The organism is Granulicella tundricola MP5ACTX9 (genome assembly GCF_000178975.2).
GTDB classification, from domain to species: domain Bacteria; phylum Acidobacteriota; class Terriglobia; order Terriglobales; family Acidobacteriaceae; genus Edaphobacter; species Edaphobacter tundricola.
The window spans coordinates 2,810,574-2,836,220 of the sequence record NC_015064.1; the positions used below are offsets into that span (position 1 = coordinate 2,810,574).

24 protein-coding genes are annotated in these 25,647 nt (G+C 60.0%); 15 read left to right on the forward strand and 9 right to left on the reverse strand.

The genetic code is table 11. The annotated features are described in order from the left end of the window. The first annotated feature begins 3 nt into the window (after nt 1–3). Nucleotides 4–822 (forward strand): hypothetical protein, encoded by an 819-nt coding sequence (locus ACIX9_RS12030; RefSeq protein WP_013580765.1) that lies wholly within the window; start codon nt 4–6, stop codon nt 820–822. A 61-nt stretch (nt 823–883) separates the two neighbouring features. On the opposite strand, the gene ACIX9_RS12035 is transcribed toward ACIX9_RS12030, so the two are convergent. The 4 genes from ACIX9_RS12035 to ACIX9_RS12050 form a co-directional block, all read right to left on the reverse strand. Next, complete coding sequence (locus ACIX9_RS12035; protein ID WP_013580766.1) at nt 884–1,198, reverse strand: ATP synthase F0 subunit C; 315 nt, start codon at nt 1,196–1,198, stop codon at nt 884–886. Between the two features lie 168 nt (nt 1,199–1,366). After that, entirely contained in the window at nt 1,367–2,098 is a 732-nt protein-coding gene (atpB, locus tag ACIX9_RS12040; RefSeq protein WP_013580767.1) for a F0F1 ATP synthase subunit A, read from the reverse strand. Between the two features lie 21 nt (nt 2,099–2,119). After that, complete coding sequence (locus tag ACIX9_RS12045) at nt 2,120–2,536, reverse strand: ATP synthase subunit I (RefSeq protein ID WP_013580768.1); 417 nt, start codon at nt 2,534–2,536, stop codon at nt 2,120–2,122. Between the two features lie 4 nt (nt 2,537–2,540). Continuing rightward, nucleotides 2,541–2,780 (reverse strand): AtpZ/AtpI family protein, encoded by a 240-nt coding sequence (locus ACIX9_RS12050; protein WP_041597075.1) that lies wholly within the window; start codon nt 2,778–2,780, stop codon nt 2,541–2,543. Nucleotides 2,781–2,867: 87 nt separating this feature from the next. On the opposite strand from ACIX9_RS12050, the gene lysS reads away from it, so the two are divergent. Together lysS and ACIX9_RS12060 are read left to right on the forward strand one after the other, a co-directional pair. Continuing rightward, nucleotides 2,868–4,742, forward strand: coding sequence for a lysine--tRNA ligase (gene lysS / locus ACIX9_RS12055; protein ID WP_013580770.1), 1,875 nt, complete (start codon nt 2,868–2,870; stop codon nt 4,740–4,742). A gap of 53 nt (nt 4,743–4,795) precedes the next feature. Further along, nucleotides 4,796–5,125, forward strand: a complete 330-nt coding sequence (locus tag ACIX9_RS12060; protein ID WP_198152088.1) for a hypothetical protein — start codon at nt 4,796–4,798, stop codon at nt 5,123–5,125. Here ACIX9_RS12060 and ACIX9_RS12065 read toward each other — a convergent pair whose 3' ends face one another. After that, a complete protein-coding gene (locus ACIX9_RS12065) occupies nt 5,126–5,932 on the reverse strand; it encodes a TIGR00282 family metallophosphoesterase (protein WP_013580772.1) in 807 nt (268 codons plus the stop codon). A gap of 41 nt (nt 5,933–5,973) precedes the next feature. Between ACIX9_RS12065 and ACIX9_RS12070 the strand changes: the two genes are divergently transcribed. Continuing rightward, nucleotides 5,974–6,366, forward strand: coding sequence for a hypothetical protein (locus tag ACIX9_RS12070; protein ID WP_013580773.1), 393 nt, complete (start codon nt 5,974–5,976; stop codon nt 6,364–6,366). Between the two features lie 12 nt (nt 6,367–6,378). Then, on the forward strand, nt 6,379–6,753 hold the full coding sequence (locus tag ACIX9_RS12075) for an RrF2 family transcriptional regulator (RefSeq protein ID WP_013580774.1): 375 nt from the start codon (nt 6,379–6,381) through the stop codon (nt 6,751–6,753). A gap of 70 nt (nt 6,754–6,823) precedes the next feature. Here ACIX9_RS12075 and ACIX9_RS12080 read toward each other — a convergent pair whose 3' ends face one another. Next, nucleotides 6,824–8,134: a hypothetical protein gene (locus tag ACIX9_RS12080; RefSeq protein WP_013580775.1), complete on the reverse strand. Its 1,311-nt coding sequence runs from the start codon at nt 8,132–8,134 to the stop codon at nt 6,824–6,826. Nucleotides 8,135–8,551: 417 nt separating this feature from the next. Between ACIX9_RS12080 and smc the strand changes: the two genes are divergently transcribed. From smc to ACIX9_RS12090, 3 genes are all read left to right on the forward strand, one after another. Further along, nucleotides 8,552–12,517, forward strand: coding sequence for a chromosome segregation protein SMC (smc, locus tag ACIX9_RS12085; protein ID WP_013580776.1), 3,966 nt, complete (start codon nt 8,552–8,554; stop codon nt 12,515–12,517). Nucleotides 12,518–12,578: 61 nt separating this feature from the next. Next, nucleotides 12,579–12,953, forward strand: coding sequence for a GIY-YIG nuclease family protein (locus ACIX9_RS26440; RefSeq protein ID WP_198152089.1), 375 nt, complete (start codon nt 12,579–12,581; stop codon nt 12,951–12,953). Next, complete coding sequence (locus ACIX9_RS12090) at nt 12,925–13,467, forward strand: DUF4357 domain-containing protein (protein WP_198152090.1); 543 nt, start codon at nt 12,925–12,927, stop codon at nt 13,465–13,467. Before ACIX9_RS26440 ends, ACIX9_RS12090 begins: the two co-directional genes overlap by 29 nt. Nucleotides 13,468–13,665: 198 nt before the next feature. On the opposite strand, the gene ACIX9_RS12095 is transcribed toward ACIX9_RS12090, so the two are convergent. Together ACIX9_RS12095 and ACIX9_RS12100 are read right to left on the reverse strand one after the other, a co-directional pair. Next, nucleotides 13,666–14,685 carry a hypothetical protein gene (locus ACIX9_RS12095; protein ID WP_049789285.1) on the reverse strand — a complete coding sequence of 340 codons (1,020 nt, stop codon included), beginning with the start codon at nt 14,683–14,685 and terminating at the stop codon, nt 13,666–13,668. 295 nt (nt 14,686–14,980) lie between these two features. After that, nucleotides 14,981–15,712 carry an SDR family NAD(P)-dependent oxidoreductase gene (locus ACIX9_RS12100; protein ID WP_013580778.1) on the reverse strand — a complete coding sequence of 244 codons (732 nt, stop codon included), beginning with the start codon at nt 15,710–15,712 and terminating at the stop codon, nt 14,981–14,983. Nucleotides 15,713–16,250: 538 nt separating this feature from the next. On the opposite strand from ACIX9_RS12100, the gene ACIX9_RS12105 reads away from it, so the two are divergent. The 7 genes from ACIX9_RS12105 (at nt 16,251) to ACIX9_RS12135 (ending at nt 23,966) form a co-directional block, all read left to right on the forward strand. Next, on the forward strand, nt 16,251–17,159 hold the full coding sequence (locus ACIX9_RS12105; RefSeq protein ID WP_013580779.1) for a phosphoribosylaminoimidazolesuccinocarboxamide synthase: 909 nt from the start codon (nt 16,251–16,253) through the stop codon (nt 17,157–17,159). Between the two features lie 10 nt (nt 17,160–17,169). After that, entirely contained in the window at nt 17,170–17,748 is a 579-nt protein-coding gene (locus ACIX9_RS12110) for a CvpA family protein (RefSeq protein ID WP_013580780.1), read from the forward strand. A 70-nt stretch (nt 17,749–17,818) separates the two neighbouring features. Beyond that, nucleotides 17,819–18,109 (forward strand): helix-turn-helix domain-containing protein, encoded by a 291-nt coding sequence (locus ACIX9_RS12115; protein WP_013580781.1) that lies wholly within the window; start codon nt 17,819–17,821, stop codon nt 18,107–18,109. A 65-nt stretch (nt 18,110–18,174) separates the two neighbouring features. Beyond that, nucleotides 18,175–20,082: a type II and III secretion system protein gene (locus tag ACIX9_RS12120; protein WP_013580782.1), complete on the forward strand. Its 1,908-nt coding sequence runs from the start codon at nt 18,175–18,177 to the stop codon at nt 20,080–20,082. 62 nt (nt 20,083–20,144) lie between these two features. Continuing rightward, nucleotides 20,145–21,938, forward strand: a complete 1,794-nt coding sequence (locus ACIX9_RS12125; RefSeq protein ID WP_041597738.1) for an HAD-IIIC family phosphatase — start codon at nt 20,145–20,147, stop codon at nt 21,936–21,938. A 49-nt stretch (nt 21,939–21,987) separates the two neighbouring features. Next, nucleotides 21,988–23,268 carry a lactate racemase domain-containing protein gene (locus ACIX9_RS12130; RefSeq protein ID WP_013580784.1) on the forward strand — a complete coding sequence of 427 codons (1,281 nt, stop codon included), beginning with the start codon at nt 21,988–21,990 and terminating at the stop codon, nt 23,266–23,268. A gap of 38 nt (nt 23,269–23,306) precedes the next feature. Beyond that, entirely contained in the window at nt 23,307–23,966 is a 660-nt protein-coding gene (locus ACIX9_RS12135) for a CatA-like O-acetyltransferase (protein ID WP_013580785.1), read from the forward strand. A 241-nt stretch (nt 23,967–24,207) separates the two neighbouring features. Here ACIX9_RS12135 and ACIX9_RS12140 read toward each other — a convergent pair whose 3' ends face one another. Beyond that, nucleotides 24,208–25,644 (reverse strand): ATP-binding protein, encoded by a 1,437-nt coding sequence (locus tag ACIX9_RS12140; RefSeq protein WP_013580786.1) that lies wholly within the window; start codon nt 25,642–25,644, stop codon nt 24,208–24,210. Between the last annotated feature and the right edge of the window lie 3 nt (nt 25,645–25,647).

The following is a 25,647-nucleotide window of genomic DNA, read 5'->3' on the forward strand; positions in this document are numbered from 1 at the left end:
CACATGAAAGCTTTTCAGCAATATTGGACGTTTTCCGCGATCCGTGGAGCGATGACCATCCTGGCTTCATGCTTCATCCTCGCCCTCCCTCTCACGACCTCATCCATGCTGTCCCTGCCGGTTCTCGTCGCTTTGGCGATCGACTGCCTCGCGACCTACACCATCTTCGATGGCGCGGTGATGATCCTGCTGGAGAGGTTGATGCCCACGCGCGCCACGAATCGCCGCATCCTGTACGGACAGGCTGGGATTGCGCTCGTGCTCGGAACCACGTTTTACCTTTTCGGATACGGCATGTTGAATCAGTCATGGCTCTTATGGATCGTGGCGGCACAGGCGGCGATGGCGGCTGGAGCTGAATTTCTCATCGCACGAAACACCCATCAGGAGTACGGCTGCCTGTCCTGTTACAGCACCTCGATGGTGCTCGGGCTTTGCGCTGTATTTCTCCCTTTTGCCAACGGGCTGAACGCAACCGATACGTCCTACGTTCTGGCCGCCTATGTGGGTCTGTACGGAGCGAGTGAACTGTTCCTGGGCGGCCGGATGCTCTTTGCGGAGTATCGCAGTGAACACCCGGCAGCAGTCGCCTCCGAGGCTTGGAAGGTGGCCATGCTGGAGCCGGAGGCCGCACCTCTGCTTCCGCTTGCCGCGCGCAGAATCTGCTCGAACTGTGTCGAGTGCCCGGCCGACTCGCTCTGCCATGACAACTCCCTGTCAGGGCAGGTCGGAATGGTGCTGGCGGAGCGCCGTCCGGCGATCGTCGTGTCCACGAGAGTTGTCGCGTCGCTTAGCAAACAACCACACCCTGTTGCAGCCTAACCGCCGCTTAAACAACAAAGCCCCCGCACCAAGGCGGGGGCTTTGTTCTTTGCTGAGAAGCTTACTTGACCTTCAGGAAGATGATGACGAAGGTGAAGAGAGCCAGGGACTCGATGAACGCGAGACCAAGGATCAGGAAGATGAAGATGCCAGGACGAGCGCCCGGGTTACGTGCCAGAGCCTCGGTTGCCGAAGCCGTCGCGCGGCCCTGTCCGAGTCCGCAAAGACCAGCCGCAAGGGCCATGCCGATACCGGCGCCGATTGAAACCCACCAGTGGCTCTCATCTGCAGCGCCCTGAGCGAACGCGGGAACGGCCAACATCATCGCCGCCAACGTCATAAAGAAGTACTTGCCTGCCTGCAACATACGATTCATAACAACTCCAAAGCCCCCGTCAGGATATCCGCCGCCAGTGGGTGGTTGATGCTCACCGTGCTGGCACCCTCACGCTAAGCGGCGGTGCAACAACCGGTTCAGAGGGGGCACCCCGAAACCAGCAAAACTTTGGTAGCTCAGGGCTTTAGCCCTGAGTGATGCGTAACATCAATGGTCGTGCGCCGTTGCCAGGGACAGATAGATCATCGCAAGCAACATGAACACATAAGCCTGAACCACAGCCACGCCAAGGTGCAGGAACATGAACACCAGCGGAATACCTACCGGCACCAGCGAGAAGAAGGCCAGCGTCACCAGGTCGCCCGCGAACATATTCGCGTAGAGACGAACCGTGAGTGAAAGCACACGCGCCAGGTGAGAGATGACCTCGATCGGCAGCAGGAGCCAGGAAAGCTGCCACACCGGCCCAAGGAACTGCTTGATGTAGCCAAAGCCGTTCGACTTGATGCCGTAGTAGTGGTAGTAGAAGAACGTGACCAGCGCGAAGCCAAGCGGCACCACAACGTCAGCCGTCGGCGATTCAAGCCCCGGAACCAGGCCCATCAGGTTGCCGATGAGGATGAACAGCCCCAGCACCGTCAGATAGCCGGTAAAGGTCTCGAAGCCATGCCCGATGATGCTTTCGCCCTGCTCGGAGACAAACTCGTGGGTCATCTCGGCGAGGTGCTGCACCGCGCCCGGCTTCTCTACGCTGAGCGTCGCACGGACAGCGACAAAGTACAGGATCATCGCGATGAAGATCAGAAGTTCCATGCTGAAGGCATTGGAGATGGGAGCCCGAGGATAAAGGGGCTGAACGTGCATCGCTCGCAGCAGCGCGTCCACCGGGCCGGCGAAATGTGCATTCAGAAATCGTGTGAAAAGAAGCTGAGTAGGCATATAAATTTTGGGCTGTTCGCGCTAAACCGTCCAAGCCTTCATCAAGCGAAGCCCCTCAACCGTGAGTGCGAAAACACCCAGACCAAGACCCGCAGCAAGAGCAAGAACAGAGCCGTTCAGATACTTAAGACTAACATAGAGGATCACCACGGTTAGCCCCAGGCGCAGGAAGAAACCGAACAGAATGAGGCCCATGGGCCGAGCCTTCCCGCCCGCGTCCATCCGCTCCATCACCGCGCTCATCAGCCGCAGCCACTCCCACAAGCCACTACCTGAGATGGCCGCGCCAATCACCAGCAGCGCCGCACTCTGCCAGCCGGACTTCCACCAGAACAGTGCCATCGCAATGACGGACAGCACCCCAAGGAGCCGCAACGCGCTCAGGATCGTCCGCTTGAAGTCGTCGTCGGTAAATCCACCCAGGCTCGCCAGATCCATGACCCTACTCGCCCCGCTTCAGAAACTTCTGCGCCGTCGTAAAGATCTGGATGAACCCACCCACAGCCCCCAGCAGAATCCCCACGATCCCCATCCAGTTCTGGTGAAAGTGCTTATCGAGCGCCGCCCCCAGCAGCCAGCCGATGACGCACCCCAGCGGCAGCGCAATGGCGAGCTGAATCATGGACTCAGCCTTCACCAGATCGCCCAACCCGCCGCCCCCACCTGTTCCCTTACCTGCCATGGAGCCATTATCGCCCACAGCCCGGCACACGCGATAGTCTGGCGCGATACTCTAGAACGTGACAGTTAACCGTATAAGGAAACCATTTTGTTCGAGTCAGACTTTGAAGCAAACCAGTTCGCCCTCCGTCAGGACAAGCTAGAGCAGATCCGCGCCCTCGGCGTCGCCCAGGGCCTTTCGCCCGCTGAAGCTATCTACCCCAACCACTTCCGCGCCACCCACACCATCCCCGAGCTCCGCGCCGAGTACATCGACAACGCCGCGCCCGCTACGGCCGAGCAGCTCGAATCTCCGCGCGTCGAAGCCGCCCTCGCCGGCCGCCTCATGCAGATCCGCATCCAGGGCAAGGCCGGCTTCGCGCAGCTCCAGCAGGGCGGCAAACGCCTCCAGATCTACGTCCGCAAGGACGATGTCGGCGAGACCCAGTTCGCCCTGTACAAGCTCCTCGACCTTGGCGACCACATCGGCGTCCGCGGCTACCTCTTCATCACCCGCACGGGCGAGACGACCCTCCACGTCACTCACCTGACGTTTCTGGCTAAGGCCATGCTGGCCCTGCCGGACAAGTACCACGGCCTGGAGGATGTGGAGCTCCGCTACCGCCAGCGGTATGTCGATCTGTTCATGAACACCGGCCAGATGGGCGGCCCGGCCGTCAAGCAGACCGAGCACGGCCCCATCCCCCCCGCAGCCAACAACCCTGACGCCGGAACAGAACTGGGTGCCCCACGTCCCGATTCTGGGACGTGGGTTGGACCCGCACCCACGCCCGACCCCCACGTCACCGAAGCCCCGCCCAACGTCCGCGAGGTCTTCGTCAAGCGCGCCCTGATCCTCCGCGCCCTCCGCACCTTCTTCGATTCACGCGGATATCTCGAAGTCGAAACGCCGATGATGCATTCGATTGCTGGCGGCGCGGCCGCCCGGCCCTTCACGACCAGGCACAACGCACTGGACATGGAACTCTACCTCCGGATCGCACCCGAGCTCTATCTGAAGCGCCTCGTAGTCGGTGGCATGGACAGGGTCTACGAGATCAACCGCAACTTCCGCAACGAAGGCGTCAGCACAAAGCACAACCCCGAGTTCACGATGCTCGAGTTCTACCAGGCCTACGCCAACTACCACGACCTGATGGACCTCACCGAAGAGCTGATCAAGTTCGTCGCGATGGAGGTCAACGGCAGCTACAAGACCCGCTTCAATGGGGTGGACATCGACCTGAGCGTTTGGAAGAAATACTCCATGCGCGAAGCGATCATCAAGTTCTGGCGACCGAATTGGGCACCTTTCTTTGAATACGAAGACAATGACTTCATGAAGGCAAGCAGGTGGCTCAACAAGCTCTCTCAGTCGAGAGATCTCCTCGCAAGTAGGCTTGAGATAGCGAAGTCCTACGACGGTATAGAAGTAGAGACTCTCAATCCAATCTACTTCCCCGAGGACTTCACAGATCACAAGTTCTTAGTCGCAACTATTGCTGCGCTGGAAGGCGGAGAACCGCTGGGTAAGAGCATCGCATCTGTCTTCGAATTCCTCGCCGAACCCCACCTCGTCCAGCCCACCATCATCTACGACTTCCCCCTAGCCGTCTCCCCCCTCTCCAAGGTCAAGCCCGACGAGCCCGACTGGGTTGAGCGGTTCGAGTTCTACATCGGCGGCTTCGAGGTCGGCAACGCCTTCTCAGAGCTCAACGACCCCGTAGACCAGCTCAGCCGCTTCGAGGCCCAGGTCGCAGAGAAGGCTCGCGGCGACGACGAAGCCATGGAGATGGACGCCGACTACGTCCGCGCCCTGCAATACGGCCTCCCCCCCACAGGCGGCGAAGGAATCGGAATAGACCGCCTGACCATGATCCTCACCGGCCAGCGCAGCATCCGCGACGTCATCCTCTTCCCCCTCATGCGCCCCATCCAGAAGCAACAGAAGCCCGAAGAGCCGCACGGTGAATCCGCCGAGTGACCGCATGGCGGGTCTATTGCTGGGCCTTTTCGGTCATTATCCTGCTCAGTGGGTTGGGCAGGGTCGCGATCGCGTTCAAGAAACCCGAAGCGGTCTCCAGGATGGACATCCTCGGAGGCCTCTTCGGCATTCTGCTGATCCCAGGGCTCCTCGGCTTCGCGTATCAGCGTCCCGAGGGACCGCATCTGTTCTGGATCGTCGCCATCCCCGTCCAGGTCGTCTTCTCGCTCTGTGAACTCTTCGCCCCCAAGATGGAGGAGTGGCGACAGAAGAAAGGCACCCTGATCTACGTCCTCACGCTGGTCTTCCAGGTAGCGCTCGGCGTTCCGGCGCTCTACGCGCTGGTCCGTTACGCCTACTTCAGCCCGCAGCTATGGCGATAACTACTCCCCCAGCAGCAATCGCTGAATCTGATAAGCCCGCCCCGTAACCGGGTCGCACTCAATCAGGGCGGCGGCCATCTTTGGATTACCCTTCGCCGCCTCAAACTTGCCCGGCATCCCGGTCAGGAACTTCTGAAGAACCAACTCCTTCTCCACGCCAATCACCGAGTCATATGGTCCGCTCATCCCCACATCGGTCTGGTAGGCGGTCCCGTTGTGCAGGATGCGCTGGTCGGCAGTCGGAACGTGGGTGTGGGTTCCAAGGACAGCCGTGACCCGCCCATCGAGATACCATCCCAGCGCGACCTTCTCGCTGGTCGCCTCGGCGTGAAAGTCGACGAGGATCACCTTCGCATTGGACCCACGCTCGATGCGCGTCAGCAACTCATCCGCCTTGCGGAACGGGTCGTCGCACGAGTTCATGAACACGCGCCCCTGCATGTTGATGACCGCATACTTGGTCCCATCCGCGAGCGTGCCTTCATAGTGACCAAAGCCCGGCGTCCCCACGGCATAGTTCGCAGGCCGCAGAATCCGGCGGCCGCGCTCATGCGACTCCACCGGGACCTTCATGTACTCGAAGATCTCGCGTTTATCCCAGATGTGGTTGCCGGTGGTGATCACATGCGCACCGAGATCGAAGATCTCCTCCGCAAGCGACGGCGTAATGCCAAAGCCGCCGGCAGCGTTCTCGCCGTTGATGACGAGCAGGTCTACGGCGTTGGTTTCGAGGACGTGGGGCAGGTGTTCCCGGACGATATGGCGGCCGGCCGACCCGAAGATGTCGCCGACGAAGAGGATGTTCACTTGAGGAGTTTACATCCTCGGCCTGTGCTATCGTCGGGCTTATGTTGCGTAGCTCGCTTGCGGTGATCCTGGGTTTCATCGTGATGTTCTTCCTGAAGATTGTGCTGATTCTGGTGACGGTGAAGCTCACAGGCCCGCACCCGCCTGTGCCGACCGTCGGATACCTGATCTACAACGTCGCCGCGGCCTGCATCCTCACGGCCATCGGCGGCTTCGTCACCGGCTTCGTCGCGGAGGCTCGCCGCGTGCGCCACGGCCTCATCCTGGCGATGGTCATCCTCGTCATGTCCGCCCTCTCCTACACTCACTACAAGGGCCTCCAGGCGCCGTGGTATCAGGTGATGCTGGTGGTGGTGCCGCCCATGTTCGCCGTCGCCGGAGCCAAACTGGCGGAGTTGCTCGCGGTTCGCCACTCCGCAACGGCGCGGACGTAGTAGCGTATTGCTATGGCGCAGAGTGGACGTTTTGGGTTGAGTGTTCGGGTACTGGGCGTGCTGGCGGCGGAGCCGGACGCCATGCATACATCAGCGGCAATTGCAGAGGCAATAGGGTCCAGCCCGGTCATGGTGCGGCGCATCTTCTCCGCGCTCCACAAGGCCGGATTCATTGAGCAGAAGAAGGGTCCCGCAGGCGGCGCGCGCCTGAAGCACTCCGCCAAATCCATCGGCCTCGGAGACCTCTTCGTCGCCATCGAGCCGGACTGGCTGATGAGCGGAGAGAAGGCTCTGGATGCGGCGATGAAGAAGGTCAGGACCGCGGCAGTAGAGGCCATGAACGAGACCTCCATTGCGGCAGTAGGCAAGAAGCTGAAGAAGGGATAGCGCTCCCTTCCCTTGCACCAAACGAGAATGGCCGCCCCCAGGGGCGGCCATTCTTTCAGAACCGACAGATTTATTTATGGTGCGTGGTGGTCGTGTGGTGAGTTGCAGCGGCCGGAGCCTTCTTCGTCACCACATCAGAGTCGCTCATGGTGATCATCACAGGCGACTGCGTGTATGAATCGTACGTTCCCGCCAGGTTGATCTTGCTTCCAACCTCAGGCACCTTGGTCAGCGGAGTCTTCATCTTGAAGTCGAAGTCAGCCGCCTTGCCCTGCACCGCGTCATCGCTCACCGCAACCTGCACATCATCGGCAGTCGCAGCGATTACCAGCGCATCAGGAATCTGAACCGTCTTGCCCTTGATGGTTGCGAAGACCTTCTCCGCATCCTCGGACTTGCCGTTCTTCATGATGAACTCCTTGTCGCTCAGCGCCAGCGAAGCAAGGTCAGGGGTGCTCGCAACGGTCTTCGCCGCAATGTCTGCGTCGGAAGGAGCAGCCACGATCGTGAAGCCGGAAGGAGGATTCAGGTTAGCCTTGGCTGCAGTCGTGACTGCATCGTAACCATCCGTGCCGCCGTGGTACTTCTTGTAGCAATAAGCGGCCAGCGGCATCTGCGCCTGAAACTGCGGGGGAGCATAGGAGAACGCGCGCGTTGCGTAGAACGTGCAGTTCACCAGGTCCGGAGGAGTGGACTGGTAGTAAGCCTGGCCCAGATAGTACGTGTCCTGCAGAGCCGTACCCGGCTTGGTGGTGTCTTCCGGCTTGCTGGCTGCGAGCTCAGCCTTGAAGGCCGTGATCGCGGTCGCCGTATCCTTCTTGCTCAACGCGGCGGTGCCGATCACACTCTGGAAGGCCGGAATCGCAGCAGCCTGCAGCGTCGTAAAGTCTGCATCGGACATGCCGGTCGGCTTGGTCGCGGTCAGACCCTTCTGGGCGTAGGTCACAGCCGCATCCAGCCCAGCCTGACGAGCCGTCGCATCGGTCTGCGTCTCCGCCGCCTGGCGACGGAACGCAACCTCAATCAGGTCCGCGCGCAGGTTGTTCGGGTCGAGTTGCAGAACCTTATCGGCGGTCGTGATCGCCTTCGCCGGATCGAACTGGCTGTAGTCCAGCATCAGCCGCTGCAGCACGTCAGCCTTCACCGCGCTGTTCGGGAAGCTGGTCAGATAAGCCTCAAGCGCCGGGGCCTGCGTCTGCGGAGTCGTCTGCTTGTTGACCGCATCGTCATAGACCGCATACTCCTTGGGGTCCATCTGGACCTGACCCGCAGCCGGGGCTGCCGCGGCCTGCGCCAGTGCTACACCAAAGTTCGAAACCATGCCCGGAACCAAAAGTGTCGCCGAGACTGCCAGGAGAGATGCAACGCCTGCCTTGTTCATAAAACTCCTCGTAGTGATCATTCTTTGTTCCACCAGCTATGAAAACGCTGTTGTGAGCATATCTGCTTTGTATCCGAATCTGAGCCGCTTGTCATGCCCGACGATGAAACGACCCACCCACCGGCTCAAAAAAGTCGAGTCGCCATATCGCGCCGGCCCCTATGGATGATGCGAATTATAAGAAGCCCGTTGCTCCTCTGCAAGCACAAGTCGCTTTCGGTCAGGAATCAGCCTGCAATCCTGAGAGCACCGGATTTAGCCCCTTTTATCCACATGTAGTATTCGCTACGTCTTATCCACAACCTGTAGCGTCTCCCCTGTTGATTCGCGGCCCCGCACCCCATAAAGTTGTCGTATCCGCAGATGTCGCAGCCGCCTTGTGCGCGCCTCTGCCGTGATCCCGGAACGAGGCCCAACATGCTCAAGCTCAAGAAAGTTCAGATCCTCGGCTTCAAATCCTTCTGCGACCGCACTGAAGTGCAGCTCGCCGGTGAAGGCATCGCGGCCATCGTAGGCCCCAACGGCTGCGGCAAGTCCAACATCTCGGACGCCATCACCTGGGTTCTGGGCGAGCAGTCCGCCAAATCCCTCCGCGGCATCAAGATGGAGGACGTCATCTTCGCCGGCACGCGCGACCGTAAGCCCACCGGTATGGCGGAGGTCTCGCTCACCCTCGTCGACCCTGAGGTCTACGACTCCGCCGACCCCAACGCCCCGCCGGACGTCGTCTACGACGGCAAGACCATCCCCATCACCGACTGGGACGAGACCACCTTCCGCGAAGAACTCGCCGAAGAGACCGAAGAAGCCGTAGCCGAAGCCCAGCCCGGCACCACCTTTGAGGCCGAAGTCAAAAAGCCCCGCAAGGTAGAAGGTGAAGCCTCGGGAGCAGAAGCCGCGCCCGAGACCGAAGCCGCCCCCGAGACCGCCGAAGCCGAGCACAGCCTCAACAACAACGTCGTCCTCAAGATCCGCCGCCGCAAGTTCGGCCGCACGCCCATCCGCGCCGGCGAGCTCACCATCACCCGCCGCCTCTTCCGCTCCGGCGACTCCGAATACCTGCTCAACGGCAAGATCTGCCGTCTGCGCGATATCCAGGACATCTTCATGGGCACCGGCCTCGGCGGCGAGTCCTACGCCATCATCGGCCAGGAGCGCATCGGCCAGCTCCTCAGCTCGAAGCCTCAGGACCGCCGCTCCATCATCGAGGAAGCCGCCGGCATCACTCGCTTCAAAAACAAGAAGCGCCTCGCCGAGCTGCGCCTCGAATCCGCCAAGCAGAACCTCTCCCGCGTCAACGACATCTTTGAAGAGGTCACCAAGCAGATGGGTACGCTGAAGCGCCAGGCCGCTAAGGCCGAGCGTTATGGCGAGATCCGCGACGACCTCCGCACCCGTCTGCGCGTCGTCCTCGCCAGCCGCATCGCCCAGCTTGACGCGGACCAGACCGCCACCACCGCCCAGATCGCAACGCTAACGACCAGCATCGATTCGCAGGTCGCATCCACCGAGCAGATGGACGCCGAGCACACCGAAGGCGTGCGGACCGGCTACGCGCTCGACCAGCAGATCCGCGAGCACGCCGCCACCGCCAACCAGAGCGCCGTCGAGTTGGAGCGCATCTCCGCCCGCACAGCCGCAAACCAGGACCGCGTCGCCGAGCTTACCGCCCGTCTCGAATCCGGTGCACAGGAGCTTGAAGCCGCACGCGCCCAGCTCGCAGCCCTGGCAGGCGAGCAGGAGCAGCACCGCAGCTTCCTGGACTCCGCCAACGAGGAGGCCGGAGGCTCCCGCGCCGCCGCCCAGGCCCAGCAGCAGGCCGCCCAGGAGGCCGTCCGAGGCGTCCAGTCCAAGGAGCAGCAGGCTGAAGCCAACCGCCGCGCCACCATGCAGCTCATGCAGCGCGCCGCACAGATTCGCAACGAGCAGTCGCAGGCTGAAGCCTCCCTCTCCGGCCTCGAACGCGAGTCCGAGCGCCTCGTCTCCGAGTCCGCCGTAGCTCATGAAGAGCTCGCCGCACTCGGCCTCCAGCGCGGTCAGGTGAAGATGTCGTTTGAGTCCGTCACCGAGCGCCTCAAGCGCCTCGAACTGGAAATCTCCGAGCTCCGCCTCTCCATCGAAGCCCGCAAGTCCGAGGAGTCCCAGAACAAGCGCCGCGGCGATCAGCTTCGCGGCGAGGTCGCAGGCCTCAATGGCCGCCGCAACTCCCTCGAAGGCCTCATCCGCGACCACTCCTACTCCACCGATACCGTCAAGAACATCTTCCGCACCAGCCAGAAGCGAGCCCAGCAGACGGGCTCGGAGAACACAGTCCTAGGCACCCTCGCCGACTTCCTCGAAGTCGACGGAGCCTACGAGCAAGTCGTCGACGAGTTCCTCCGCGACGAGCTCAACTACATCGTCGTCAAAAACTGGGACGCCGCCGACGAAGGCATCCGCCTCCTCAAATCCGACGTAGCCGGCCGCGCCACCTTCCTCGTCCATCCCACCTCAGACGTCCACACAACCACCAACCTGGGTGCCCCACGTCCCGATTCTGGGACGTGGGTTGGAGCCGCACCAATCCCCACCGGAGATGGCGTCCGTCCCCTCACCGAGCTGGTCAAAGTCCTCAACGGCTTCGGCAAATCCCTCGAGCTCACCCTCCCCAAACTCCGCGACGGCTACGTCACGCCCGACTCCCCCACCGCGCGCACGCTGTCCCTCCAGCACCCCCACGCCTGGTTCCTCTCCCCCACCGGCGAGACCTTCCGCAACGTCACCGTCACCGGCGGCCGCCCCAGCTCCGGCGGTCCCCTTGCACTCAAACGCGAACTAAGAGAACTCCAGGAAAAGCTCACCGCCCTCGAGGCCGAGCTCTCCGAGACCGACCTCCGCACCGCCACCCTCCAGCACGAACTCGCCGCCGACAACGCCCAGATCGAATCCAAGAATCACGAGCGCCGCGACGCCGAGCGTGAGGCCGCCAACTCCGGTGCAGCCCTCCGCCAGATGGAGTCGGAGACCGCACGCATCGAGCGCCGCCTCCAGGACTGGATGCTCGCCACAGACCGCAACCGTGACGCCCGCAACCAGAAGACGGACCTCATCGCCGCCCGCGAGACCCAGGCCACAGCCCTCGAAGCCGAGCGCGCAGCCCTTGAAGCCGGCCTCGCAGAGATGACCGACCAGGTGGAAGAACTCCGCGCCCAACGCGAAGAGCTCCAGCAAGCCGCGTCCGAAGCCGCAGCCGCCTTGGCCGGCCTTGAAGAACGCCGCCGCAACGCCCAGGCAAACTACGAACAGACCACCCGCCTCTACAACGGCCAGCAGCAGCGCATCGGGCAGCTAGACCAGCAGCTTGCATCGGCAGCGACAGAACGCCTCCGCCGCGAAGAAGAGACCGCCTCCCTCGCATCGCAGCACGAGCAGATCGCCGAGACCCGCCTCACCGCTGTCTCCCAGGGCGCACGCCTCACCTCGGAAGCCGCGGAACTCCGCTTAGTCACCACCACGCTCGACCAGAAACTCCGCGCTCTCCGCGCCGAAACCGAAGCCTTCCGCGAGCAGCGTGCAGGCCATAGCGCCCGCCTCGCCAAGCTCACCTCGGACCTCGAGCACATCGAACAAACCTGCTTGAATGACCTTGCAATCCCCGCGTCAGACCTTCGCGCAGACGAGTCCATTGTCCGCATCGAAGGCGACCCCCTCAACCAGCTCGAGTCCGAATCCCGCGACCTCAAGAAGCGTCTCGAAGCCATGGGCCCCGTCAACATGATGGCGCTGGAGGAGTACGCGGAAGCCAGCACCCGCCACACCTTCCTCGAAACCCAGCGCAAGGATCTCCTCGACTCCATCGAAAACACCCAAGCCTCCATCAAGGAGATCGACGACGTCTCCCGCATCAAGTTCGACGAGGCCTACAAGATCATCAACGAGAACTTCTCCGTCACCTTCACCAAGCTCTTCGGCGGCGGCCAGGCCTTCATGCGCCTCACCGACGAGGGCAACTCCGCGGAATCCGGCATCGAGATCGTAGCCTCCCCCCCGGGCAAAAAGCTCCAGAGCATCCTCCTACTCTCCGGCGGAGAAAAGGCCCTCACCGCGCTCTCGCTGCTGGTCGGCATCTTCCAGTTCCAGCCCGCGCCCTTCTGCATTCTCGACGAAGTCGACGCCCCTCTGGACGAGACCAACGTAGGCCGTTTCGCACGCATGATCGCAGACATGGCCCAGACCACGCAGTTCATCGCCATCACCCACAACAAGCGCACCATGGCCCAGGCCGACGTCATCTACGGCGTCACCATGCAGGAGCCCGGCGTCAGCAAGATCGTCAGCGTCAACCTCGGCCAGAACAACCGCTCCGGCGCCAGAGAACGAGAGCGCACCAGCCGCGCCGCTTAGTAGCGGAGTAATATCATCGACAAATTGCAAAGAGTGGTCGCTTGTCAGAGCGAAGGTGAGAATGCCGAATCGTGGTCAGTCGCTTGAACTCTTCTTCATCGATGGCTCTCCAGATGGAATGCTCACGGCGGAAATATTCAACTGGACGGGTCACGTCCTAGTCACGCCTCGCATCCGCCTGGCCGAAGCTCTCAAGCGCAAAGAGGCCGGGTACACCGGCGTCTATATCCTGCTAGGCGATAGTGACGAAAGCAGCCTCGTTATGGCGTACATCGGTGAAAGCGACGACGTTGCTTCTAGAATCCGAAATCACGATTCAAAGCGTGATTGGTGGACTCAGGCAATCCTCATTACGAGCACTGCAAACAGTCTGAACAAAGCACATGTGAGGTACGTCGAGTCTCGCCTTGTCGAAGAAGCTCGAAAATGTAACTAACCCTCCCAGACCTTCGCTTTCAGAAGCAGCGCAAGCCAATATGGAGCAATTCGTTGATTACGTTCTCACCATTCTTCCGGCAATCCGTGTAGACGGATTTGTAGTCAGAACACGAGCAGAGCCGCGCATTCAGGTCTTGCCGACCACTGTAGCCCCTAAACCTACAGCAAAGTTTCTGTTTAAACTAGCCAACGGACAGGTAGACGCATCCGCTGAGCTCGAAAACGGCGAATTCGTCATACAAGCTGGTTCAGTAGGTCGAGCCGAATGGATCGGAGTGAAACACAACTACCAGAATCTATTTGACGAGGTCATTGAGAGTGGAGTCTATGTCTCTGATGGGATGCAACGACGCTTCATCAAATCGTATGCATTCAGTAGTCCGAGTGCTGCAGGGGCAGTTCTTAGCGGAAGAGCGACTGCAGGGCCTAAAGCCTGGGTGCTGACTACAAATCCCAAAAAAACTTATAAAGAATGGGAAGCGGAGCAACTTTCAATTGCAGATGCTTCATAAGTAATGCTTCTGCGAGATCGGTAGTTCACGCCGCCCTGTCGTATCCGTACTATCGCCGCTCACCCCGCCCCTCCTACTCTCCTCTCACAGACCTAACCCTGGGAGGAAGAGATGGCAACTGGAACGACAGTACAGGACGCCAAGTGGCAGCATCGCAGCTTTACCCCCAACCCCGCAGCCGGACACTCGAGCACCGCTTTACTGCGTCAGCGCACAGGCATTCACCGTGGGATGAACCAACTGCGTATTCTGCATCGTCACAGACTCCCAGGCAATCTGCTGCAACTGCACAGCCACAGCCGCCGAGATCCCAAGCGTCTGCGCAGCCTTCTCCGTCCCACCAAACGTCCGCACATCCGTCCCGGTGATCTTCTGAAACAGAACCAGCCCATTCAGGTAAGCCCCGTAGATGCTGGGATGGTGAAATCCCGCATCCGTAGGCTTGCTGGTGGTGGAAGGTTGGCTCCCCGGCTGGTAGTTGAACGTCAATGAAACGCCCGCAGCGCTTCCACCATAGGGATCGGGGTTCGCAATCCCTTCACTCCACGCGCGCGACCAGGCATCTCCCGTCGCAGCCACTCCGGCGATGTGCCCATCCTGCGTCGCCGCCGTGAGGTACGCATCATGGTAAGCGTCAGTCAGAGTACCCAGCGCGCTCAGGTAGGCTGAATCGGAAAACGCGGAGGAAGCAGTGCTGTTCCCATACGCCGTGTCGGCCGGAGCGCCCGTCTCATAGAGGTACACGCTGGCAGACGGAGCCGCCGCATGGACTCCCTGCTCGATCGTGCCGACCGCACTGCAGAAGGTCGCCGGCTTGCTGATACTGTCACCGGAAAGCGACGGCGGAATCGGCTCGAAGGTCGCTTCCTGCAGCACAACGGTGTTCCAGACGGATTGCGCGATCACGCTCTGCGCAGCCTGGTAGTTCTTGTTCAGTGAGGTCGCCGAGATCGCCTCGATATGCACGTCGTATGGAATCGCGGCCTCCGCCGCCAGTTCAGCGAAGATCCCCGGAATCCCGCCCCACGGACCGGTCTCGCCAGGCGAGTTTTCCTCCCGCGCTGTCACTGTGGTGTTGAAGTTCTCATCGACCACCAGCGGGGATGCTGCCGTCGAACCCAACCCTCCGGTCCCCGGCGTGCTGTTGTACGTCCGCACCGGCGCATAACGGCCATGCGTAAAGCTATCGCCCACAAAGAGAATGTGCTGGGTCGCCACGATGTGCGGTGGAATCGCTGTCCCACCGGAGGAGGAGCAGCCTGCTAAGAGCGACGTGCAAGCAGACAAGGAAAGCAAAGTCACAAACGGACCCACGACAGAACAACGCGACATTCTCAAAACTAACGACCTCAAAGGCGGATTCAGCAACAGTTACAAGGACCCTGCAACCCCTGAATAGTTGTCATAACGTCCTGACCTGCGAAATTGCAAAGCAAACTGGACCCGCGTCCCAGGAGCGGAAAGCTCCGGGACGCGGGTCCAGTCTTCACAACGATAGCCGCAAAGCCCCGCCTTAGACCTGCGCCGTACCACCATCGACAAATAACTCAACGCCATTCACGAAGCTGGAATCGCTGGACGCCAGGAACAGCGCAACGGTCGCAATCTCCTCCGGCCGTCCCATCTCGCCGCGCGGGATCTGCGACTTGAAGAACGCCTTCGCCTCATCCCCCAGCGGATCGAGAATCGGTGTGTCGATCGTGCCCGGGCTGAGGATGTTCACGCGAATACGGCGCTCCTTCAACTCCAGCAGCCATGTGCGCGCAAACGAGCGGATCGCAGCCTTGCTCGCGCTGTATACGCCGAACGTCGGGAAGCCCTTGATGCTCGCAATCGAGCCATTCAGGAAGACCGAGCCGTCGTCGCTGATCAACGGCAGCGCCTTCTGCACGGTGAACAGCGTTCCCCGCACATTCAGGTCGAAGGTCTTGTCGAAGTGCTCTTCCGTAACCTCTTCCAGCTTCGCGAACTCGCCGAACCCGGCGCTGGCAAACAGAATGTCGATCTTGCCCTTCTCGCGCTTCACCGTCTCATACAGGCGATCTAGATCAGCCAAGTTGGATGCATCGCCCTGCACGCCCGTGACGTTCTTGCCGATGATCTTGATCGCCTCATCCAGTTTGTCCTGGCGGCGGCCCGTGATGAACACGTACGCACCCTCTTCGACAAACAACTTTGCGGTGGCGAGCGCCATCCCGGACGTGGCGGCGGTGATAACGGCTACTTTTCCTTTGAGCTTATCCATTTCCTGATCCCTTTCAAGATGAACCCGCGAAGCCACTCCGCACCAGCGTCATGCGCTTTCCGCTCGGTTCTTATAAGTAAGATGGGACGAGTTACAGGACAGATTCAATAGTTCCGAATATAAAAACTATGGAACTGTGGAGAACCCATTCCAGGTAAAGCCGCGCCACCCCGAGCCTCGACCTCAAACTTTCTTTTGCGAAAACCTCAGCAAATTCGCATGTCAAGCCCCCACGGCCCACAGAAATCGCGAAACCCCAACAACCACGCGGCCTTTTGCGTGAAAAATAGTTGGCATGTTTACCCCACGCAACTTGGTAAAATGGAAGTACGCAAGAAGTGACTTTTTATCGGTGTACAGCGAAGTCTACGCAGCCTGCGTAAGTCACCTGTTTTGAAGACTTTAGCTCTAACCCATTTCTTCTCAAGATCTTACACTTTCAGTCCGAATCTAAGTCCCACAGAATGAAGACTTTAGATCAAACAGAGGGGGGAGGGGTACTACCCCGGTCCAGCCCTTCAGGTGACACGTTTTGACGATGGAATCCTCCGCGCTTCTCACCACCGACCTCGGCGCACTGCCACTGCTAGCCCGCGGCAAAGTCCGCGACATCTACGCCGTCTCGCCTGACCCCGCCTCAGACCTGCTCTTCATCGCCTCGGACCGCCTCTCCGCTTTCGACCACGTCCTCGGCTCCGGCATCCCGGACAAGGGCCGCATCCTCACCCAGCTCTCCCTCTTCTGGTTCGACTTCGTCAAGGATGTCGTCCCCAACCACCTCATCACCGCCGACGTCTCCGAGTTCCCTGCCAGCCTCCAGCCCTTCAAGGCCCAACTGGAAGGCCGCACCATGCTGGTCAAGCGCGCCCAGATGTTCCCCGTCGAGTGCGTCGTCCGCGGCTACCTCTCCGGCTCCGGCTGGAAGGACTACCAGGCGACCCAGGCCATCTGCGGCATACCCCTCCCGGCCGGCCTCCGCGAATCCGACAAACTGCCCGAGCCGATCTTCACCCCCGCCGCCAAGATCAACACCGGCGGACACGACGAGAACATCTCCTTCGCCACCGTCATCGAGACCATCGGCGCAGAGCACGCCAACGCCCTCCGCGAGCTATCCCTGGCCATCTACGCCAAGGCCTCCGCCCACGCCGCCACCCGCGGCGTCATCCTGGCCGACACCAAGTTCGAGTTCGGCCTCATCGACGGCCAGATCACGCTCGCCGACGAGGTCCTCACCCCCGACTCCTCCCGCTACTGGCCCGCCTCCCAGTACGCCCCCGGCGGCCCCACCCCGTCGTTCGACAAGCAGTACGTACGCGACTACCTCGAGTCGATCCACTGGAACAAGCAGGCCCCCGCCCCGTCATTACCTCCTGAGGTAGTAACGAACACGCGAGAAAAATATCTTCAGGCCTTCCATCTCATCTCGGGCCGCGATACGCTCTAGTTTCACGCACATGCAACTGCCGCCCACCACCTCGTACAACCCGTTCGACTGGTTCCTCGTCGTGATCCTCGTCATCTCGACGATCGCGGCGTTCATGCGCGGCCTGATCCGTTCCCTGCTGTCGCTGGTCGGTTTCATCCTCGCCATCGTGGTCGCCAGTTGGAACTACCTCTCCTTCGCCTCGTACCTGGGCCGCTGGATACTCAACTTCACCGTGGCGGAGATCATCGCCTACCTGACGATCCTGATCGTCATCACCATCGCCTTCTCCATGCTGGCCAATCTCCTGCGCAAGACGGCTTCGGCGGTCGGTCTGGGCTTCCTGGACCGCCTGCTGGGGGCCGCCTTCGGCGTCCTCCGCGGCTTTCTGGCCGGGGTGGCCGCCATGATGGCCATCGCCGCCTTTTCCCCGAATTCGGAGTGGGTCAAGAATTCTCAGCTCACTCCCTATTTCCTTGAAGGGGCGCATGCGGTATCCTTCGTTGTGCCCCCGCGTTTTGAGCAGCAGATCGCTCAGGGCGCCACGCACCTCCTACAACAGACTCCGGACCTCTTAAAGTCACACCCCCGCAAGAATGATCGGGATTAATTCAAGCCCGTGCTGCTGTATTTGCATCGAAAATAGCCAGGCGACTAACAGCCCGTAAGGTGGGAACAATTTGAAGCGCGAACTCGATGCCTTGATCACACAGATGCACTCGGCGGGTGTCTCCTACACGGAGGCCGTCCGTCAATTCAAGCGCCGTTATCTCCTCGAGGTTCTCGCGCAGCACAAAGGCAACCAGTGTAAGGCAGCGGAAGAGCTGGGGATGCACCGCAATACGCTCTCCCGGACCCTGGCCGAGCTCGACATGGACACCGCGCAGATCCGCAGCGGCATGCGCCGTCCGCCCATGAGCGAACGCCCACGCACCCTGCCGTCCGTAGCCAATCTAACCAAGATCCGATAGTTGAGCCATTCCGGACGAAGCGGCGAGCCGATCACCGCCCTGCTTCGTCCAACCTTCAAGCCCGCATGAAGCAGCCAGCACATTCTCGAAGCGACTTTGCAACTCGACGCCGTTCCGTCTGTCTGACCGTCATCGCCGCTGCCGCCCTCGCGTCGACCTCAGCCTTCTCACAAGCCCCGAGCGTCAAGCCCGACCCACGCAAGGCGGAGCAAGCGTACCTGGCCGGGGCGATCCTGATCGACCATCGGGACTTTGCCGCCGCTCAGAGCCAGTTTGCCAAGGCCGTCCAGCTCAATCCCACCCGCCAGGATTACACCCTGGCCCTGGCCGTCGCCCGGGAAAGCCGAGTCTCGAATCTCATTCAGCAAGCGGCCAAGGCACGCATGGACAACCAGGCCGACCGCTCAGACAGACTGCTGGCGGAGGCTCGTGCAGTCGATCCCGGCAGCGACCTTGTGCTGCAGCGCATTCAAGCGCCTCAGCAGCCCATGACCCACGTGGAGCCCGCACAGTCAAAGGACATGCTCTTTGCCCCTCCGCTGCAGATTGCGGCCGCAGCCGGCGTCCACGATCTCCACCTACGCGGCGATGTGAAGCAGGTCCTGAGCCAGGTCGCCTCCACCTACGGCATCAAGGCCGTCTACGACGCCGACCTGGTCAGCCAACAGATACGCTTCGATCTCGACGCAGTTACCTATACCCAGGCCATGCCAATCCTGCTGCGCATGGCCCACCTCTTCGCCGTGCCTATCGATTCCAAAACGCTCTTCGTCGTCAAGGATTCGCAGGAGGCCCGCCAGAAGTACGAGCGTCAGGCTGAGGAGACCATCTTCGTTCCCGGCAGCACGCAGGAGCAGCTCAACGAGCTCGTCAACATCATCAAGAACGTCTTTGACGTGAAGCAGATTGCGATCCAGCAGAACTCCTCCAGCCTGGTTGTACGCGCACCGGAGCCGACGCTTAAAGCGGTCAACTACACCATCGCTGATCTCGTCGACGGCAACGCGCAGGTTGTGATGGAGTTGAAACTCTACACGGTCGATAAGACCCGCACCCGCAATCTTGGCCTGACTACACCAAATTCGGTGGGCGGCTTCTCCGTTGCAGCCGAAGCGCAGGGTATCGTCAGCGCCAACCAGAGCGTGATCCAGCAAGCAATCTCGCAGGGTCTCTTCACGCCCTCAGGCAACGCCGCGACGGATACCATCACGGAGGCCATCTACCTGATCGCGTCCGGCCTTGCCACCGACGCCAAGCTCAGCGGCCTACTTACGTTGGTGGGCGGTGGGCTTACGACGGCGGGCATTTATGTAGGCTCGAACCCTACGCTGAACTTCGCGCTCGACACCTCGGACACGCGTGCGCTGGATGACATCACTGTTCGCTCCGGCGACCGGCAGACTACGACGCTGAAAGTCGGCTCCAAGTATCCCATCACGACATCGACTTACTCCAGCGGAGTATCGGCTGCCACCTCCTCGGCACTGGCCGGTGTTACGGTGGGTGGGGTCAGCGCCTCTTCCCTCCTGAACCAATACCTCGGTGCGAGTTCCCAGACCATTCCGCAGATTCAGTATGAAGACATCGGCATCACCCTCAAGACGACACCCACCGTGCTGAAGTCCGGCCTGATCACCATGCACATCGACCTGAAGATCGAAGCCCTCACCGGCCAGAGCGCCAACAACATCCCTGTCCTTACCAGCCGCGTCTTTACCTCGGACGTGACCTGCCCTGAGGGCAGCACGGCCATGATGCTCTCACAACTCTCCAGCCAGGAATCGGCGGCGGTCAGCGGAATTCCCGGCCTGGCAGAACTCCCCGGCTTCCAAACGTCAGTCGCAGACCGCATCACCGAGCGCGACTCATCCGAGCTCGTCATGATGGTGACCCCGCATCTCGTGCGCCGCCGGTCGAATACGCTCGCGGGGCCGCGTATCGCTTTCCAGACATCGGTACCCCAGGAAAATTAGTCTCGTCGACGTGCCTTTCGTAGTCGCAGCACAACATGCCTGACGCTTATAAGATTGAAGGAATGATTGATCTGGACTTCTGCTCTGCTGACGAACTTTTGCTCCGTCGCAGATCTCTGCGGCGCGAGCTTTCGGCGGTCGATGGCCTTCAAGAGCTACGCATCGCAGTGCTTGGCGGATCGACGACGGATCAGATCGTGACGACCCTTGAGATCTTTCTGCTCGCTGCCGGCTTCCAGCCGGTCTTCCATCAAAGCGAGTACGGTCGCTACTACGACGACGCGGTTTACGATCCGCAAACCCTGATCGACTTCAGGCCTAACCTGGTCTACATCCATACCTCCTGCCGCAACGTCCGCAATCTCCCTCCGCTCAATTGCACAGAATCCCAGCTACCCGGATATGTGGAGACAGAGTTGAACCGCTTCAAAGAGATCTGGGACTCGCTGGATGCTCGGGTCGGCTGCCAGGTGATTCAGAACAACTTTGAGATGCCACCCCACGCCATCCTCGGAAATATGGACGCCGTTGCGGCTGGCGGTGAGAATCGTTTCCTGATGGAGCTCAATGTAGCCTTTGCACGCGAGGCCACACGCCGGCCCAGGCTGCTGCTTCAGGATGTCCATGGTATCTCCGCAAAGGTCGGTCTGCGGAACTGGTTTGACTGGACCCTTTTCTTCAACTTCAAGCTCTTACTGCAACCGGCTGCCAATCTGGAACTCGCACGCTCACTGAATGCCATGATTCAAGCCATCTATGGCAAGAGCCGCAAAGTATTGGTCCTTGACCTGGACAACACGCTTTGGGGTGGAACCATCGGCGACGATGGCGTTGACAAGATCCTGATCGGCCGCGAGACGCCCCAAGCCGAGGCCTACACCGCCTTCCAGGAGTACTGCCTCTCTCTAAGAAATCGCGGCATCCTGTTGGCTATCTGCTCAAAGAATGATGAAGACATTGCGAAGGCTGGCTTCTCGCATCCGGATTCCATCCTGAAGCTCGAGCATATCTCCTGCTTCAAGGCTAACTGGGAGCCCAAGCACGAGAACATCGCGCTCATCGCGAAGGAACTCAATCTGGGCGTCGACAGCTTCGTCTTTGTAGACGACAACCCTGCAGAGCGGGCAATCGTCCAGGCACAGATACCGGGTGTTGCAGTGCCAGACATCGGCAACGACGTCACTCACTATGCCGAGGTGATCCAGGCCGCACGCTACTTCGAGCCTGCATCTCTCTCCAGAGAAGACCGCGAGCGGGCAGCCCTGTATGCGAGCAACTTGCAGCGCGCCGACCAAGCGGCCACATTCAATAACTATGGCGAGTATCTTGATTCTCTCGATATGTCTGCCGAGATAGACAGTTTCAAGCCAGTGTATTTGGAGCGAATCGCCCAACTCACCAACAAGACCAACCAGTTCAACCTCACCTCTCGCCGCTACACCTTGGCAGAGATGGAGGTTGCCATGCGTGACCGGAACACCATTGCCCTGTACGGCAAGCTGAGTGACCGCTTTGGCGATAACGGCCTGATCTCCATCGTGCTTGGCCGACGAGACGGTGATACCGTGCACATCGATCTCTGGCTGATGAGTTGTCGCGTCCTCAAGCGGTCCATGGAGACAGCCATGCTTGACGCCCTCGCTGAGCGTGCTCTTGGCATGGGAGTCAAAGTGGTCCGTGGCAACTATCTGCCCACGGCGAAGAACAGCATGGTGGCCGATCACTACAGCCGCCTTGGTTTCCAACCATGCCCTCAACCCAGTCTGCCTGAAGGTGCTACTGCCTGGCAGCTGAACCTTACCGGCTATGTCCGGAAAAATTCGCACATCCGGGTCCTGGAGTACACGCATGTTTGAGACGTCTCCCGAAGCTAAGCCCAGTGAAGCGTTGTCGAAAGGATGGGAAATGAAGGAAGTGGATTTCGCGTTTGGGAAAGATGGCATCCAGGTGAAGCTTCATGAGGGTCCCAGCTACATGCTCGTGGAAAGCCGCAGCGCCCAGCCTCTTGCTGACCCGCTCCAGGCTCTGGACCATGCGCTCGACTTCCCTGTCGCCGGCCCCTCTCTGCTGACGCTTGCCGAAGGCAAGAAGACCGCGGCCATCTCCATCTGCGACATCACCCGCCCTGCGCCGAACTGGATGACGCTTCCCCCTCTGCTCAAGCGCCTCCATGCTGCGGGCATCCCCGTGGAGGGCGTCACCATCCTCATCGCGACCGGCCTGCATCGCCCAGCGACAACCGATGAGATCCGCAGGATCGTCGGAGAGGACATTGCGGCGAAGTACCGGATCGTCAACCATGACGCCAAGGACTTCGACCAGCACCTGTCCCTGGGAACGACATCCCGGGGCACCCCTGTTTATATCGACAGCAGGTTCATGCAAGCCGACCTGCACATCACGCTCGGCTTCATCGAGCAGCACCTCATGCTCGGCTTCTCAGGCGGACGTAAACTGGTCGCCCCCGGGGTGGCATCCCAGGAGACCATCAAGGTCATCCATTCACCGCGCTTCATGCGCGAGCCCAACGCAACCGAAGGCCATACCTCCGACAATCCTTTGCATCTTGAGCTCCTCGAAATCGCCCGCATGGTCCGTCATGATTTCATGCTCGATGTCACCCTTACGAAAACTCGTGAGATCTCCGGAGTCTTTGCGGGCGAGCCCGTGCAGGCTCACGCAGCCGGCGTCCGCTTCCTGCAACACACGTCGCTGGAGAAGCTTCCAAAGCTTGCGGACGTAGTCATCACCAGCGCGGCTGGTTATCCGCTGGACCTCACCTTCTACCAGATCGTCAAAGGAATCACGGCAGCGCAGCATATCGCAAAACCCGGAGGCAAAATCCTGATCCTGGCAGAGTGCTCTGAGGGCGCCGGCTCTCCGGAGTTCGCTCACAAGCTTGAGAACTATCCGGGTCACCAGCAATTTCTTGACGAGGTCCACACAGCTAAGGTCGAAGTCGACCAATGGCAACTGGAGAAACTTGCTCTCACCGGCCTCACTCACGAGCTGTACTTCTTCACCCCGGGCGTACCCGCAGCCCACGCCGGCGCACTCCGTGATCGTGTCTTCACGAGCGTCGACCTTGCCGTAGACGCTGTGCTGTCGGATCTCACTCCCGGCGCAGACGTAGCCCTCATTCCCGAAGGTCCCTATGTCTACGCACGTGTAGACCCCACTGCCTGATTTCAATCAAAATAAAACCATAGCGTCAGCAGGTCATCATGCAGCATTTTGAAAACGGCAGCGGGCAGAAGATCGATCTGGAAACATGGAACCGCCGCGCTACCTTCCAACTCTTCAAGGATTACTCCGAGCCTTATCACGGCGTATGTCTCCGCGTCGACTGCACGGCGACCTATCGTTTTGCGCGGCAGAATCACATCTCCGTCTTCTTATCGCTGGTGCATCGTTCGCTCCTTGCAGCCAACCAGGTAGAAAATTTCAGAACACGCATCGTTGACGGCACCGCCTGGCACTACGATCAGATCAACGCCGGCAGCGCAGTCGGACGCGCGAACGGCACCATCGGTTTCGGGCACTATCCGTTTCATCCACGCATGGAAGACTTTGTGCGGGAAGGAAGTGTCGAACTGGAACGGGTGCGCCAACGGGAAGACCTTGAACGTTATCCTGACGCCAATCTGATACGTTACTCCGTGCTTCCCTGGTTCGACTTCACCGCAATCTCGCATGCCCACGACGTCTCCCGCAAAGACTCCGCCCCACACATCACCTTCGGCAAGATCACGGAATCAAATGGTCGCGCCGCGATGCCCGTATCGATTCACGTGCATCATGCTCTCGCAGACGGACTGCATGTCGCGCAGTTCGTTGAGAAATTCGAACAGGCTCTCGCTGACCCGGCCGCCGAAGTTTTTTAGGCATTCGATCACTAAGTCGGCAGCTTCATGCGAGCAAGCAACGCCGCATAGCGCGGATCGTCGCGCAGTCCGTCGAAGGTCGGGTCGACTCGCATCCAGATCATTCAATAGCAGCGATGCTCAACGGCCTGGTTACCCACACATGCAGGCCGTCAAGCTCTTTCGAAGCAGCTTCTCGGCCTGCCCTGCAGCCCTCTCCTTCAATCGAACTCCCTCTTCACTTACTGATTCACCGCGTAGTTCAGACTCGCAGGGTAAACGAAAAAACAGAGCCTCTTCCCGGCTGACTGCTCACTTCGATCTTGCCTCCGTGGGCCTCTACGATCGTGCGGCAGATCGCCAGACCTAAACCAGTGCCTGATGAACGTTGCTCTCGATTGCCGGAACGAAGGAATTTGTCGAAGATGAAAGATTGTTCTATCGGTTCAATGCCGATGCCTCGGTCCGCAATACTGCAGGTGACGAAACGACCATCCTGCTCTGCGGTGATAAAGATCGGAGCGTCGTCTGGAGAGTATTTGGCTGCATTCTGAAGAAGTTTTGTAAGGAGCCGCCCGACCCAGATAGAGTCGGCCTGAACACTGGGAAGCCGGGGAGCAAGCGTGACTTGTACAGGATGCCCTTTGAGCACATCCTCGGCAGTCTGAATTGCGTCATTGATCATTTCTTCCATGCTCTGGGGCACAAAGGTCATACGGAGTTCCTGCGTATCGAACTTTGCCATCTCCACCGCCTGTGCGACGAGGCGGCTGAGCCGGTTACTTTCGCCCTGTACGGAGCCGAGAAGGGCACGAGACTCCGCAGGTTCAAGTCCCTGAGCCAGCAAACTATCCAGAGACCTATCAATGAAAGCCAATGGCGCCCCGAGTTCATGGGTGATCGAATCGAGCATGAGGGCCCGGAGGCGTTCGTTCTCCTTCGCAGCCTCAGTGCGAGAGACCTCATCGATGGCGTTCGATCGATCAAGAGCGATCGATACAAGTCCTCCAAGGGCATCGAGGCTCTGATGGGAGAGAGTCAGGCCGCGAATGATCAGTATGCCCCTTGGACGAACCCCGCTACGGAGAGGGATCATCGCCTCCTGTGCGCCTGCGGAAGAGATAATGCCGGGTGCGTGTGAAAGCTCCTTGAGAGCGTCTTCCGAAAGGTGTGGCGTCCAGTCGGATCCAAAACGATAGATCCGATTCCCGTCCAAGAGGAAGAAGAGCACCGCTTGTGCGCCGGTCGCAACCGCGACTGCATTGGGGACAGTCTTCGTAAGCTGAACAAACTCATCGGTTTGTAGTAACGCCCTGCTGAGGCGATATAAGATCTCAAGTTCCGCCTTGCTGGCTCGCGCTTCTTTGGATTCTTCCCGGATGCGTTCAGACATGCGGCTCGCAAAGATTGAAGTGATGAGGAAGACCAGTAGAGCAACAATGTTTTGAGGGTCAGAGATAATGAAGTGGCCGACCGGTGGCAGAAAAAAATAGTTATAGCATGCTCCGGCTGCGAAAGAGATGACCACTGCGTACCTCAATCCCCAGCGAGAGGCAAGAGAGTGGATAAACAGTAAAAGTGTCAGCGCTACCGTAGTAGGATTCACCTGGAGCACGACGTGGAAGAAGAAGACAATTCCTCCCAGGCCGATCGCAGCACTGAACCAGCGAGTGACGGAGATAATCAGTTTCGAGTGCACCCC